The 14,299-nt window shown below is 73.5% G+C and carries 12 protein-coding genes; 2 read left to right on the top strand and 10 right to left on the bottom strand.

Annotated elements, in window-relative coordinates; genetic code table 11:
- Genes PYR91_RS07985 through PYR91_RS08015 form a run of 7 tightly spaced genes read right to left on the bottom strand, consistent with a single transcriptional unit; the run spans position 1 to position 8,293 of the window.
- Complete coding sequence (locus PYR91_RS07985) at positions 1-2,031, bottom strand: bifunctional aldolase/short-chain dehydrogenase (RefSeq protein ID WP_279778608.1); 2,031 nt, start codon at positions 2,029-2,031, stop codon at positions 1-3.
- Positions 2,031-3,188 carry an L-rhamnose isomerase gene (rhaI, locus tag PYR91_RS07990; protein ID WP_279778609.1) on the bottom strand — a complete coding sequence of 386 codons (1,158 nt, stop codon included), beginning with the start codon at positions 3,186-3,188 and terminating at the stop codon, positions 2,031-2,033. The genes PYR91_RS07985 and rhaI overlap by 1 nt, the downstream gene beginning before the upstream one ends.
- A 59-nt stretch (positions 3,189-3,247) precedes the next feature.
- Positions 3,248-3,568 carry an L-rhamnose mutarotase gene (locus PYR91_RS07995; RefSeq protein ID WP_279778610.1) on the bottom strand — a complete coding sequence of 107 codons (321 nt, stop codon included), beginning with the start codon at positions 3,566-3,568 and terminating at the stop codon, positions 3,248-3,250.
- A 58-nt stretch (positions 3,569-3,626) separates the two neighbouring features.
- Positions 3,627-4,712, bottom strand: a complete 1,086-nt coding sequence (rhaS, locus tag PYR91_RS08000; protein WP_279778611.1) for a rhamnose ABC transporter substrate-binding protein — start codon at positions 4,710-4,712, stop codon at positions 3,627-3,629.
- 17 nt (positions 4,713-4,729) lie between these two features.
- Positions 4,730-5,776, bottom strand: a complete 1,047-nt coding sequence (locus PYR91_RS08005; RefSeq protein WP_279778613.1) for an ABC transporter permease — start codon at positions 5,774-5,776, stop codon at positions 4,730-4,732.
- Positions 5,766-6,797 (bottom strand): ABC transporter permease, encoded by a 1,032-nt coding sequence (locus PYR91_RS08010; protein ID WP_279778614.1) that lies wholly within the window; start codon positions 6,795-6,797, stop codon positions 5,766-5,768. The genes PYR91_RS08005 and PYR91_RS08010 overlap by 11 nt, the downstream gene beginning before the upstream one ends.
- Positions 6,794-8,293 (bottom strand): sugar ABC transporter ATP-binding protein, encoded by a 1,500-nt coding sequence (locus PYR91_RS08015; protein WP_279778615.1) that lies wholly within the window; start codon positions 8,291-8,293, stop codon positions 6,794-6,796. Before PYR91_RS08015 ends, PYR91_RS08010 begins: the two co-directional genes overlap by 4 nt.
- 191 nt (positions 8,294-8,484) lie before the next feature.
- On the opposite strand from PYR91_RS08015, the gene PYR91_RS08020 reads away from it, so the two are divergent.
- Together PYR91_RS08020 and PYR91_RS08025 are read left to right on the top strand one after the other, a co-directional pair.
- Positions 8,485-9,552, top strand: coding sequence for a LacI family DNA-binding transcriptional regulator (locus PYR91_RS08020; protein WP_279778616.1), 1,068 nt, complete (start codon positions 8,485-8,487; stop codon positions 9,550-9,552).
- A gap of 148 nt (positions 9,553-9,700) precedes the next feature.
- Positions 9,701-11,122 carry a rhamnulokinase gene (locus tag PYR91_RS08025; RefSeq protein WP_279778617.1) on the top strand — a complete coding sequence of 474 codons (1,422 nt, stop codon included), beginning with the start codon at positions 9,701-9,703 and terminating at the stop codon, positions 11,120-11,122.
- 349 nt (positions 11,123-11,471) lie between these two features.
- Here PYR91_RS08025 and PYR91_RS08030 read toward each other — a convergent pair whose 3' ends face one another.
- From PYR91_RS08030 to PYR91_RS08040, 3 genes are all read right to left on the bottom strand, one after another.
- Positions 11,472-12,593 carry a branched-chain amino acid ABC transporter permease gene (locus PYR91_RS08030; protein WP_279778618.1) on the bottom strand — a complete coding sequence of 374 codons (1,122 nt, stop codon included), beginning with the start codon at positions 12,591-12,593 and terminating at the stop codon, positions 11,472-11,474.
- Complete coding sequence (locus PYR91_RS08035; RefSeq protein WP_279778619.1) at positions 12,590-13,450, bottom strand: branched-chain amino acid ABC transporter permease; 861 nt, start codon at positions 13,448-13,450, stop codon at positions 12,590-12,592. The genes PYR91_RS08030 and PYR91_RS08035 overlap by 4 nt, the downstream gene beginning before the upstream one ends.
- 88 nt (positions 13,451-13,538) lie before the next feature.
- Positions 13,539-14,234: an ABC transporter ATP-binding protein gene (locus PYR91_RS08040; protein WP_279778621.1), complete on the bottom strand. Its 696-nt coding sequence runs from the start codon at positions 14,232-14,234 to the stop codon at positions 13,539-13,541.
- Between the last annotated feature and the right edge of the window lie 65 nt (positions 14,235-14,299).

Below are 14,299 nucleotides of genomic sequence, written 5' to 3' on the forward strand. Positions count from 1 at the left end.
TCAGCGCAGGAACGCGGCCGCGACCCCGGCGTCCACCGGGATGTGCAGGCCGGTGGTGTGGGAGAGCTGGGTCAGGTGGAAGACGGCCGCCGCGACGTGCTCGGGCAGCACCTCCCGCTTGAGCAGCGTCCGCCGGGCGTAGAACTCGCCCAGCTCGGACTCCTCAACCCCGTACACGGCGGCCCGGTTGGCGCCCCAGCCGGAGGCGAAGATGCCCGAGCCGCGCACCACCCCGTCGGGGTTGACGCCGTTGACGCGGATGCCGTGCCCGCCCAGCTCGGCCGCCAGCAGCCGCACCTGGTGGGCCTGGTCGGCCTTGGCCGCCCCGTAGGCCAGGTTGTTCGGCCCCGCGAACACCGCGTTCTTGGAGGAGATGTAGACGATCTCGCCGCCCAGGCCCTGGTCGACCATCACCCGGGCGCTCTCGCGGGAGACGAGGAAGGAGCCCCTGGCCATCACGTCGTGCTGCAGGTCCCAGTCGGCGACCGTGGTCTCCAGCAGCGAGCGCGACAGCGACAGGCCCGCGTTGTTGACGACCAGGTCGACCCCGCCGAAGGCGAGCACCGCCTGGCGCACGGCCTCGGCGACCTGCTCCTCGCTCGTGACGTCCGCCTCCACGGCCACCGCCGCGTCGCCGGGCAGCAGCGCCCTGGCGCCGATCTCGGCGGCGACCTTCTCGGCCGCGCCGAGGTCGCGGTCGGCGACGACGACGCAGGCGCCCTCGGCGGCGAGCCGGCGCGCGGTCGCCGCGCCGATGCCCGAACCGCCCCCGGTGACCAGCGCGACGCGGGTGGCGAGCGGCTTGGGAGCTGGCATCCGGCGCAGCTTCGCCTCCTCCAGCTCCCAGTACTCGATGCGGAACTTCTCCGACTCCTCGATCGGCCGGTACCGGGAGACCGACTCGGCGCCGCGCATCACGTTGATCGCGTTGACGTAGAACTCGCCGGCCACCCGGGCGGTCTGCTTGTCCTTGCCGAAGGAGAACATGCCCACGCCCGGCACCAGCACGATCGCCGGGTCGGCGCCGCGCATCGCGGGCGAGCCCGGCACCACGTGCCGCTCGTAGTAGGCGCGGTAGTCGTCGCGGTAGGCGGCGTGCAGCTCGCGCAGCCGGGCGACCGCCTCCTCCAGGGGAGAGTCCGGCGGCAGGTCGAGCACCATCGGGGCGACCTTGGTGCGCAGGAAGTGGTCGGGGCAGGAGGTGCCCAGCGCGGCCAGCTCGGGGTGCCGGGCGCGGGACAGGAAGTCGAGCACCTCGGGCGTGTCGGTGTAGTGGCCGACCTGCCGGGCGTCGGTGCTCGCCAGGCCGCGCAGCACCGGGAACAGCGCGGCGGCGCGGGCGTGCCGCGCGGCCTCCTCCAGCGGGGCGTGCACGACCGGGCCGAACGGGTCGGGGCGGCCGTGCTCGGCCAGGTACCGCTCCGCGGTGCGGATGATCTCCAGGGAGCGGGCCTGGCACTCCCCGGAGGTCGCGCCCCACGCGGTGATGCCGTGGCCGCCGAGGATCACGCCGATCGCCTGCGGGTTGGCCTCCTTGATGGCGGCGATGTCGAGGCCGAGCTGGAAGCCGGGGCGCCGCCAGGGCACCCACAGCACGCGGTCGCCGAAGACGCGACGCGTCAGCTCGGGCCCGTCCTCGGCGGCGGCGACGGCGATGCCGGCGTCGGGGTGCAGGTGGTCCACGTGCGCGGCGTCGACCAGGCCGTGCATGGCGGTGTCGATCGACGGCGCCGCGCCGCCGCGCCCGTGCAGGCAGTAGTCGAACGCGGCGACCATCTCGTCCTCGCGCTCGACGCCCGGGTACACCTCGCGCAGGGCGAGCAGCCGGTCGAGGCGCAGGACGGCCAGGCCGTTCCCGGTCAGCGTGCCGAGGTCGCCGCCGGAGCCCTTGACCCACATCAGCTCGACGTCGGCGCCGGTGACCGGGTCGTGGCCCGGGCCCTTGGCCGAGGCGTTGCCCCCGGCGTAGTTGGTGTTGCGCGGGTCCGCGCCCAGCGTGTGACAGCGGCCGAGCAGCTCGTCGACGTCCATCAGGCCCCCCAGCCCGCCTGCGTGCCGCCCACCCGGGCAGCGACGATCTTCTCCTGGTATCCCGAGGCCTGGTAGGCGGCGATCGGGTCGCCGTCCAGGCCGCGGCCGCTTCGCCACTCGGCGAGCAGCGGGCGCACGTCGGTGTCGTACGCGTCCATCAGCACGGCGTTGGCGCCGAGCACGTCCCCGGCCTCCTGGGCGGCCCGCAGCGCCGCCGCGTCCACCAGCAGGGCCTTGGCGGTCGCCTCCTGGGCGTTCATCACCGAGCGGATCTGTCCCTGGATCTTCGGCTCGATGTTGTGGCACTGGTCGAGCATGAACGCCACGCCCGTGGACGGCTCAAGGCCGCCGCCGCGCACCACCTCGTGCATGATGCGGAAGAGCTGGAACGGGTCGGCCGCGCCGACCATGAGGTCGTCGTCGGCGTAGAAGCGGGAGTTGAAGTCGAAGCCGCCGAGCCGGCCCTCGCGCAGCAGCAGGGCGACGATGAACTCGATGTTGGTGCCCGGGGCGTGGTGCCCGGTGTCCACCACGACCCGCGCCTTGGGGCCGAGCTTGAGGCAGTGCGCGTAGGCGGTGCCCCAGTCGGGCACGTCGGTCATGTAGAAGGCGGGCTCGAACAGCTTGTACTCCAGCAGCATCCGCTGGTCGCCGCCGAGCCGCGCGTACACCTCGCTCAGCGCCTCGGCCAGGCGGTCCTGCCGGGCGCGGACGTCGTCCTGGCCGGGGTAGTTGGTGCCGTCGGAGAACCACAGCTTCAGGTCGCGCGAGCCGGTGGCGTCCATGATGTCGACGCATTCGAGCAGGTGGGCGAGGGCCTTGCGGCGCACCCGAGGGTCGGGGTTGGTGACCGACCCGAGCATGTAGTCGTCGTCCTGGAACACGTTGGAGTTGATGGTGCCGATCGCCACGCCCAGGTCGCGGGCGTGCGCGGCGAGCGCGGCGTAGTCGTCCACCCTGTCCCAGGGGATGTGCAACGCCACCGTGGGCGCGGCCCCGGTGAAGGCGTGCACCTGGGCGGCGTCGGCGAGCTTCTCCCTGGGGTCGCGCGGCACGCCCTTCTGCGCGAACACCTTGAACCGGGTGCCGGAGTTGCCGTAGGCCCACGAGGGCGTCTCGATCGCCAGGCTCGCCAGCCCGGCGTGCAGGTCACTCATGTGTCGTATCCCCCCGGGATCAACAGGTTCGGTTCCGTCCAGTGCGGGTCGCCCGCCGGTCAGGGCAGGTGGAACACCTCGGTCAGCGGCGTCATGCCGGAGTCGGGGGCGCCGCCGTCCAGGCCTTCGAACATGGGCGCCATCTCCGCCTGCCAGCGGGCGTTGACCTCGGTCGCGGCCATCGCGCGCTGGGCCGCCTCGAAGTCGTCGGTCTCCAGGTAGCCGACCAGGAGGCCGTCCTCGCGCAGGAATAGCGAGTAGTTGCGCCAGCCGGTGTCGCGCAGCGCGTCCAGCATCTCGGGCCACACGGCGGCGTGCCGCTCGCGGTACTCCGCCAACCGGTCCTGGCGTACTTTCAGCAGGAAGCAGACGCGCGGCATGCGGCCCTCCGGGATGAGGGGTACGGCGCGGTCCGCGCGCCGTACCCGGGGCTGTCGGTCAGAAGTCGAACTCGTCGATGTTGTCCTTGTCGAAGGTGAACGGCGGGCCGAGGATGATCTCGCCGTCCTTGCCGATGGTGCGCTCGCCGAGCTTGCCCGCCTTCAGCGTCTCGCCCTCGGCGCCGGTGATCTGGCCGGAGACCAGGGCCGCTGCGGCGTAGGAGGCCAGGTAGCCGAGGTCCTTGGGGTTCCACAGGGCGAACTTCTCGACGGTGCCGTCCTTGACGAACTGCCGCATCTGGTTGGGGGTGCCGAGGCCGGTCAGCGCGACCTCGCCCTTGTAGTCGGTGCCGGAGATGTAGCGGGCGGCGGCCGAGATGCCCACCGTGGTCGGCGAGATGATGCCTTTCAGGCCGGGGTACGCCTGCAGCAGGCCCTGGGTCTCCTGGAAGGACTTCTGGTCGTCGTCGTCGCCGTAGGCGACCTTGACCAGCTTGAGGTCCTTGTACTCGGGCTTGGTGAGCTCGTCCTTCATGAACTCGATCCAGGTGTTCTGGTTGGTCGCGTTCGCGGTCGCCGACAGGATCGCGATCTCGCCCTTGCCGCCGACCAGCTCCGACATGAGCTTGACCTGGCTGCGGCCGACCTCTTCGGAGCTGGCCTGGTTGATGAACAGGTCGCGGCAGTCCTTGGCGGCGTCGGAGTCGTAGGAGACGACCTTGATGCCCTTGGCCATGGCCTGCTTCAGCGGCCCGCACACCGCGTTGGCGTCGTTGGCGGCGATGAGGATGGCGTCCTGGCCCTGCTGCGTCAGCGTGTTGATGTAGGACACCTGCGAGGACGCCGAGGCGTCCGACGGGCCGACCTCCTTGGCCTCGCCCTTGTACTCGGCCGCGGCCTCGATGCCGGCCTTGTCGACGATCGTCTCGTAGGGGTTGTTGATCGCCTTGGGCAGGAAGGCGATCTTGAGGCCCTCCTTGATCGGGGCGTTCGGGTCGGCGGCGGCCGGCGCGGCCGAGGAGACGGCGGCGGAGGGCGCGGCGGAGGCCGAATCCTTGGTGGTGCCACCGCCGCAGGCGGCCAGGCCCAGGCACAGCAGGCCGGCCAGGGCCGCCGCGGGGGCGAGCCGTCGCGAAGAAGTCATCATGGATAACGCCGCTTTCAGGAGGTGGGGACGGTGAGAGGTGGGCGTCCGCGTCGCCGGAAGGCCGACACCAGGCGCGGGGTGAGCACGGAGACGATCAGAAGCAGGCCGGTGACGATCGACTGGATCTCGGTGGACACGTCGTTGAGCATCAGCAGGTTGCGCAGCAGGCCGATGAGCAGCACCCCGGCGATCACCCCGCCGAGCGTGCCCTTGCCGCCGTCGAAGTCGACCCCGCCGAGCAGCACCGCGGCGATGACCGCGAGCTCCAGCCCCACGCCGTTGTCGGCGCGGGCGCTGCCGTAACGCAGGGTGTAGACGACGCCGGCGAACGCGGCGACCGTCCCCGACAGCACGAACAGGATGAGCTTGACGCGCTTGACCCGGACGCCGGCGAAGTAGGCGGCCTCCTCCTGCGCGCCCATCGCGAACAGCGACCGGCCGAACCCGGTGGCGTGCAGCAGCACCGCGGTCGCGGCGGCGAGCAGGACGAACAGCATGACCGGGTACGGGATGGGCGTGCCGGGCACGTGCCCGACGGCCAGGTCGGTGAACTGCTGGGGGTACTCGGCGACCGCGCGGTCGCCCAGCACCACGTAGGCCAGGCCCCGGTACAGGGCCAGCGTGCCGATGGTGACGGCGAGGGAGGGCAGGCCGAGCCGGGTCACCAGCAGGCCGTTGACCAGCCCGCAGACGGCGCCGACGACGACCACCAGCGGGATGATCGTCTCGATGGCCCAGCCTGCGTCCCACAGCGCGCCGACCAGCGCGCTCGACAGGCCCAGCACCGAGGCCACCGACAGGTCGACCTCGGCCGCGACGACCAGCATGGTCATCGCCAGCGCGATGAGCGCGATCTCGCCGAGGTCGCCCAGCGCGAACGACAGGTTTCCGACGGTGGCGAAGCCCGGCGACAGTCCGGCGCCGCCCAGGAACACGACGACCAGCAGCACGCCGACCAGCACGTCCCAGCGCAGGAACCGGCCCAGCGGGTTGCCGGCCACGCCCGCGCCGCCCGGGACGGCGCGGGTCGCGGCCGGCCCCGCGGTGGTGTCAGGAGCCATGACGGGCGTTCCTCTTCCTCAGGGCCCGGGCCACGCGCGCCGCGAGCAGCCGGTCGACGCTGATCGCCAGCAGCAGGAGAGCCCCGGTGACGGCCTGCTGCCAGAACGGGTTGACCTTGAGCGCCACCAGGGCGCTGGTGATCGTGGTGAGCAGCAGCGCGCCCAGCGCCGCGCCCCACACGGTGCCGACGCCGCCGGTGATCGCCACCCCGCCGACCACCACCGCGCTGACCACCTGCAGCTCCCAGCCGTTGGCCGCGTCGGCGACCACGGTGCCGAACCGGGCCAGCCACAGCACGCCGGCGAGGCCGGCGAGCGCGCCGCTGAACAGGTAGGCGGAGAAGACGCGGCGGCGCACCGGGATGCCGGCCAGCCGGGCGGCCTCCGGGCTGGAGCCGATCGCGTAGAACTCGCGGCCCGACCGGTAGGAGCGCAGGTAGTAGCCGACCAGGCCCATCGCCACGACGGCGATGATCGGCAGGTACGGGACGCCCAGGATGGTGCCGTTGCCCATCGCCAGCATGGCGGGCGGCAGGTCGACGGCGTTGATCTGACGGCCGTGCGCGATGTAGTGGCCGAGGCCCTGGATCACGTACAGCGTGCCCAGCGTGACCACCAGGGCCGGCACCCGGCAGAAGCTCACCAGCAGCCCGTTGACCAGGCCGCACAGGGCCCCGATGCCCACCCCCGCCAGCACCGCGAAGGTGACGCCGCGGCCGTGGTCGGCCGCGAGCAGGTCGCCGACCGTGAAGGCCACCAGGCCGACCACCGAGCCGACCGACAGGTCGATGTTGCGGGTGATCACCACCACGGCCTGGCCCACGGCGAGCAGCACGAGGATCGAGGCGTTCAGCGAGATGTCGGTGAGCCCCTGGGCGGACAGGAAGTTGCCGTTCACCCCGGCCGTCACCGCCACCAGCACCACCAGGGCGGCGACGATGCTCAGCTCGCGGGCCCGGAAGACGACGTCCACCAGGTTGCGGGCGCTGCGCGCCTCGGGCGGGGCCGTGACCGCGGTCATGCCGCGCTCCCGGTCGCGGCGGTCATCACGCTCTCCTCGGTGGCGTCGGCACGGGCGATCTCGGCGACCAGGCGGCCCTCGTGCATGACGAGCACCCGGTCGGCCATGCCCAGCACCTCGGGCAGGTCGGAGGAGATCATGAGCACCGCGAGCCCGTCGGCGGCCAGCTGCGACAGCAGCCGGTGCACCTCGGCCTTGGTGCCGACGTCGATGCCGCGGGTGGGCTCGTCGACGATCAGCACGTCGGGACGGGTGGACAGCCACTTGGCCAGCACGACCTTCTGCTGGTTGCCGCCGGACAGCACGCCGACGGCGTCCGACAGGCGGCCGAACCTGAGCCGCAGCCGCACCGCCCAGTCCCTCGCCCGGTCGCGCTCGGCGGAACGGGAGATGACCGGGCCCCTGCGCAGCGCCTTGAGGCCGGTCAGGCCGATGTTGCGCTCGATCGACTGCTCCATGACCAGGCCCTGCTGGCGGCGGTCCTCCGGCACCAGGGCCAGGCCGGCCGACATCGCCGCGGTGGGCGAGGCGGCGGGCAGCCTGCGCCCGTTGACCTCGACCGAGCCGGCGTCCCAGCGGTCGATCCCGAAGACGGCGCGGGCGACCTCGCTGCGCCCGGCCCCGACCAGCCCGGCCAGCGCGACGATCTCGCCGCGCCGCACCTGGAACGACACGTCGGTGAACACGCCCTCCCGGGTGAGCCGGTCGACCTTCAGCGCCGTCTCGCCGGGCGTGCTCTCCTGCTTGGGGTACAGGTCGCCGAGGTCGCGGCCGACCATGCGGCGGATCAGGTCCTCCCGGGTGATCTCGGCCACCAGGTCGCCGGCCACCCAGGCGCCGTCGCGCAGCGTGGTGACCCGCCGGCACAGCTCGAAGATCTCGTCCAGCCGGTGGGAGATGAACAGCACGGCGCTGCCCTCCTCGCGCAGGGCCTTCACCACCTTGAACAGGCGGTCGACCTCGTTGCCCGACAGCGCCGCGGTCGGCTCGTCCATGATGAGCACCCGCGCGTCGCGCGACAGCGCCTTGGCGATCTCCACGAGCTGCTGGTCGGCGATGGACAGCCCGCGCGCGGGCTGGCCGGGGTCGAAGGCCACGCCGAGCCGGGTGAACAGCTCGCGGGCCCGCGAGCGCATCGCGGCGCGGTCGATGCGGCCCAGCGCGGCGCGGGGCTGGCGGCCCATGAAGATGTTCTCGGCGACCGACAGGTCGGGGAACAGCGTCGGCTCCTGGTAGATGACCGCGACGCCCGCGTGCTGCGCGTCGGCGGGCCCGGCGAAGACGACCGGCTCGCCGTCGAGCAGGATCCGCCCCTCGTCGGGGCGGTGCACGCCGGAGAAGGTCTTCACCAGCGTCGACTTGCCCGCGCCGTTCTCGCCCGCCAGCGCGTGCACCTCCCCGGCGTACAGCTCCAGGTGCACGTCCCGCAGGGCGCGCACGGCGCCGAACGACTTGCTCACGCCGGCCAGGGCCAGCACGGGGGTGGGATCGCTCACCTGCCGTCTCCTGACATCATCCGCGGGTCCCTCGTGTAAAAATCGTTTTAAGGTCTGGTTACCGTGGACCGTAGATGTCACTCAACGCATGCGTCAATACCTCCCCCGAAGCCGAAATCGAAGGTTGACACGATTTAACGCAACGGTCAGGGTGGGGGGCCTGTCGCATCTCTCCCCCGCGAGGAACACCCATGGCGCCATCGGACACCCGCCCCCGTGCCGGTTCGCGGGGTGCGCGGGGTTCGGCGCGGGAGGGCACCCGCGACGGCACTGTGGGCATCAAGCAGGTCGCCGCCGCCGCGGGGGTGTCGGCGGGCACGGTCTCCAACGTGCTGAACCGGCCCGAACGGGTCAGCCCGGCCACCCGGGCGCGGGTGCTGGCGGCCATCGGCGAGCTCGGGTTCGTCCGCAACGGCTCGGCCTCCAGCCTGCGGGCCGGGCAGGGCCGCACCGTCGGGCTCATGGTGCACGACCTGCTCAACCCGTTCTTCACCAGCCTGGCCGCGGGCGTCGAGGACGTCATGAGCGAGCGCGGGCACGCCGTCATCATGTGCAGCTCGGGCAGCTCCCCCCAGCGCGAGGAGCGCAACCTGCGCATGCTCGCCGAGCAGAAGGTGCGCGGCGTTCTGGTCACCCCGCTGGAGGAGGGCCCCGACCGGCTGCGGCTGCTGCGCGAGCGTGGCATCGCCACCGTCATGCTCGACCACGCGGCCACCCGCCCCCAGCAGTGCTCGGTGAGCGTCGACGACGTGGCGGGCGGGCAGATGGCGGTGCGGCACCTGCTGGAGCGCGGGGCCCGCGACATCGCCTACGTCAGCGGCCCGCTGTCCATCCGCCAGTGCGCCGACCGGCGGGCCGGCGCGGCCAGGGCCATAGCGTCCGCCGGGTTCGGCGCCCTGCGTGAGGTCACCATGGCCGAGATGACGCCGCGCGCCGGGCAGGAGGCCGGCGAGCACCTGCTCGCCGAGCTGCCCGACGCCGTCTTCTGCGCCAACGACCTGCTCGCGATGGGCGTCCTGCGGGCGCTGCTGCGGCAGGAGGTGCGCGTGCCCGAGCGGGTGCTGCTCATCGGCTACGACGACATCGAGTACGCCACCGCCTCGGCCGTCCCGCTCAGCTCGGTGCGCCAGCCCACCTACCAGCTCGGCCGCATCGCCGCCACGCAGCTGCTCGACGAGTGCGACGACCCCGGCGGGCACGCCCACCAGCAGATCATGTTCCAGCCCGAGCTGGTCGTCCGGGAGTCCACCACCCCGTGACGACCGCCTCCCCCGCCACCCCGCCCGGCGTCCCCCCGCCCCGGCCCACCACCGCCCGCGACGAGGCCGCCGTCCCCCCGCCCCGGACCGCCGGCACCCGGCGCTCCAGCCCGGCCGCCGCACGTCCCCGCTCCGAAGGTGGTGCCGCATGACCGCGACGATCGCCGCGATCGACCTCGGAGCGTCCAGCGGACGCCTCATCACCGCGCGCGTCGGCGACGGTTCGCTGCACCTGACCGAGGTCCACCGCTTCGCCAACCAGCCGGTCGCCGTCGCCGGCAGGCTGCACTGGGACGTGCTCGGCCTGTACCGCGAGATCCTGCACGGCCTGCGCCTGGCCGGGCCCGGCCTCGCCTCGGTGGGCGTCGACGGCTGGGCCGTCGACTACGGCCTGCTGGACGACGCAGGCCACCTGCTCGGCAACCCCGTCCACTACCGCGACGAGCGCACCGCCGCGGTGATCGGCGCCGTGCACGACCGCGTCTCCCCCGAACGGCTGTACGCCGTCAACGGCCTGCAGTTCCTGCCGTTCAACACCCTGTACCAGCTCGCCGCCGAACCGCTGCTCGATCGGGCGGGCACGTTCCTGCTCGTCCCCGACCTGATCTCCTACTGGCTCACCGGCGAGCGCGGCGCCGAGCACACCAACGCCTCGACCACGGGCCTGTACGACGCCACGGCGCGGGCCTGGTCGCACGAGCTCATGGACGGGCTCGGCCTGCCCCGCGCGATCTTCCCCGGCCTGCGCGCCCCAGGCGACGCCGCCGGGCGCCTGCTGCCCGAGACCGGCCTGCCCGGCGTGCCGGTGACCGCCGTCGCCTCGCACGACACCGCCTCGGCCGTGGCCGCGGTGCCCGCCGCCGAAGGCGGCTTCGCCTACATCTCCTGCGGCACGTGGTCCCTGGCGGGGGTGGAGCTGCCCGCGCCGATTCTCGGCGAGCGCAGCCGCGCGGCCAACTTCACCAACGAGGCCGGCGTCGACGGCACGGTGCGCTACCTGCGCAACGTCATGGGCCTGTGGCTGCTGCAGGAGTCGCTGCGCACCTGGGGCGAGACCCACCTCGACGCCCTGCTCCCGGCCGCCGCCGAGGTGCCCGCCCTGCGGTCGGTGGTCGACCCCGACGACCCGGCGTTCCTGCCGCCGGGCGACATGCCGGCCCGCATCCGCGCCTTCTGCGCCCGCACCGGGCAGCCCGTGCCGGAGTCCCGCGCCGAGGTGGTCCGCTGCGTGATGGACAGCCTGGCCCTGGGCCACCGCGCCGCGATCCAACGCGCCGCCGACCTGTCGGGGCTGCCGGTCGAGGTCGTCCACCTGGTCGGCGGCGGCTCACGCAACGCCCTGCTGTGCCAGCTCACCGCCGACGCCACCGGCCTGCCCGTCGTCGCCGGCCCCGCCGAGGCCACCGCCCTGGGCAACATCGGCGTCCAGGCCCGCGCCCTAGGCCTGATCGACGACCTCCCCGCCCTGCGCGCCCTCGTCGCGGCCACCCAGCCGGTGCGCCGCTACACCCCCGCCGGCCCCGACACCCCCTGGGCCGAGGCCGCCGCACGCGTCGGCGACCCGCCTTAGGGACGGGGCGCCCGGCACTAAGGCGCCCGGCGCCCGGCGGGCCGGGGGTAAGGCGGGGGGAGGCGCGTTGATAGGGCATCGTGCCGATGCGGCGGGTGGCGTCTTACGAGGACTCTTGAGTTATCGGCAGGTGAGGGACACCGGCCGACCGACCAGGGAGCACCCGATGATGAGCCACGACATCCTCCGCGAGGTAGTGAACGACCGCGCGCGCCAGATGCGCCGCGACGCCAAGGCCGCCGTCAAGGCGACCAAAGCCGCCAAGGCCGCCAAGCGGTGAGCCGGGCGTCACCGCTTCCCCGCCCGCCACGCCCTCGCTCCTTCGGAACGGGGGCGTCTCGCCGTCCGGCTACGGCCGGGGCGCGCGGCGCAGGCGGGCGACGGCGGCGGGGAACAGCCCCCTGGGCAGGAAGAGGACCACGGTGATGAGGACCACCGCGTAGACGGCGTACGACAGGACGCTCGGCGCGTAGCTGGGCATGCCGGGGGCCGTGCCGATGAGGTTGAGCGCCTGCACCAGGAGCGTGATGGCGGCCGCGCCGACCACCGCGCCCCACACCGTGCCGAGGCCGCCGACCACGGCCATGACGATGTACTCGATGGACAGCAGCACGGGGAACGACGACGGGGCGACGTAGCCGGTGTAGTACGCGTAGATGCCGCCCGCCAGCCCGGCGAAGGCCGCGGACAGGGCGAAGACCACGAGCTTGTACCGGCCCACGGGCACGCCCGAGGACGCCGCCGCCGTCTCGCTCGTGGCCAGGGCGCGCAGCGCGCGGCCCGGCCGGGAGACGATCACGTTGCGGGTCACCAGCATGACCAGCGCCACCCCGCCCCAGGTCAGGTAGGCGTAGCCGACGGCGCCCGTGAGCTCGAAGGACCCCCACCCGAACGGCGGGATGGCCTGCAGCCCGATGTCGCCGCCGGTGATCGCCAGGCGGCCCGCCAGCGAGAGCACGATGAGCTGCATGGCGAGCGTCGCGAACGCCAGGTGGTGCCCGCGCAGGCGCAGCAGCGGCACGCCGACGACCACCGCGAACGCCGCCGCGACGACCGGGGCCGCCAGCAGTCCGGCGATCGGCGGGCCGCCGCGCACGGCCAGGATGCCGGCGGTGTAGCCGCCGACCGCGTAGAACGCGCCCTGGCCGAGCGACACCTGCCCGGCGTACCCCATCAGCAGCGAGACGCCCACGGTCACCATGGCGGCGAGGCCGAGGAAGATGTACACGGTCAGCGCGCTGTCGTCCAGGACGGCCGGCAGCGCCAGGGTGACCGCGCCCACCACGAGGCCGGGCAGCAGGCGCGCCGCCCGGCGCGCGGGCCCGGGCGCCGGGGCGTCCTGCGGGGTGGACGGTGGCGTCACGCGGGCTCCTCCGGGAGGGTCGTGCGGCAGGTCGCGGGCGGCGGCGGGCGGCCCGCCGGGCCCGTGCGGCCGGGGCCCGGCGTCCTCGCCGGTCGGCGGGGACGTCATGCGGGCTCCTCCAGGACGCTGGTGCGGCGGGTCGACTGGACGACCATGATGACGAGCATGAGACCGAGCGCGATCTCCAGCTGGTAGGCCGCGTACCCGTATCCGGCGGCCAGCGACTCGGCGAGACCGAGCAGCAGCGCGCCCACCAGGGCGAGGCCCGCGCGGCCGAGCGAGCCGAACACGGCCGCGGCGAAGCCGTTGACGATGAGCGTGACGTCGGTGTCGAACGAGATGGGCCGCAGCGGGGTCACCAGCACCCCGGCCACCCCGCCGAGCAGCCCGCCGAGCACGAACGCCAGCAGGCCCATGCGGGTGACGTCGATGCCGATCACCCGCGCGGCGTACGGGTTCGACGCGCACGCGGTGAGCGCCTTGCCGAGGTAGGTGCGGCCGAAGAAGGTGGTGAGCAGCGCGAATGTCACGGCCGTGGCCGCGATGACCAGCAGGTGCTGGCTCTGGACGCCCACCCCCGCCACGCTGACCGAACCGGGCAGGCCGGGGAACGAGCGGGGCTGGTCGCCCCAGACGACGATCTCCACCGCGTACGCCAGCACGCCGACGCCGAGCGTCACGATGAGGGCCGACTGCGGCGTGGTGCCGCGCCTGCCGATGGCGAGCAGGCCGGTGAGCAGCCCGGCCACGGCGGCGACCAGCACGGCGGCGCCCTCGCTCAGGCCGTGCGGCAGGCCGGTGCCGAGCAGCCACGACGCGCTCAGCCCGGCGACGACCGCGAACATGCCCTGGGCGAAGTTCACCACGCCGGTCACCCGGTGGACCGCCACGAGGCCGGCGGCGATCAACGCGAACCCGCACCCGACGGCGAGCCCGTTCACGACGTAGGTCAGCAGCTCGCGCACGCCCGCGTCCTTCCGGTCACCGCTCTCGCCCCGAGGGCGAGCCCGTTCACGACATGGGTCGGCTCGCGCACGCCGGCGTCCTTTCCGGTCACTTCCGGGTCTCCTCGATGGAACCGCCCAGGTAGGCGCGGGCGACCCGAGGGCTCTCCGCCAGCTCGGCGCATGGCCCCTCGGCGACGATGCGGCCCGCCTCCAGCACGTAGGCCCGCTCGCAGACGTCGAAGGCGAGGCGGGCGTTCTGCTCGATGAGCAGCACGGTGAGGCCGTGCTCGGCGTTGAGTTGGGTGAGGTGGCGGGCCAGGTCGCGGGTGACGATGGGGGCGAGTCCGAGGGACAGCTCGTCCACCACCAGCACGTCGGGCCGGGACATCAGCGCCCTGCCGAAGGCCACCATCTGCTGCTCGCCCCCGGACAGCACCCCGGCCAGGCGCCGCCGGATCGCCGCGAGCTGGGGAAGCAGCTCGTACACCTGCGCCGGGTCGCGGCGGCGGGAGCGCCAGCCGCCCAGGCGCAGGTTGTCCTCCACGCTGAGGTCGGGGAAGAGCTGGCGGCCCTCGGGGATGTGCGCCAGCCTTCCGCCCACCTCGACCGTGCCGGACGCCGGGGTGAGGATCCCCGACAGGGTGTCGGCCAGCGTCGACTTGCCCGCGCCGTTCGGCCCGAGCAGGGCGACCATCTCCCCGCGCCCGGCCGACAGGCTCACGCCGTCGAGCGCGACGGCCGACCCGTACCGCACGACCAGGTCGGCGATCTCCACCACACCGGTGCCCGCGGGGGTGGTCACGAGGCCGCTCCCGGGTAGGCGGGGACCACGGGGACGCCCGAGCGGGGGCCCACGCGGCTCCCGGA

This window comes from Sphaerisporangium sp. TRM90804 (assembly GCF_029846175.1).
In the GTDB taxonomy this organism is placed as follows: Bacteria; Actinomycetota; Actinomycetes; order Streptosporangiales; family Streptosporangiaceae; genus Sphaerisporangium.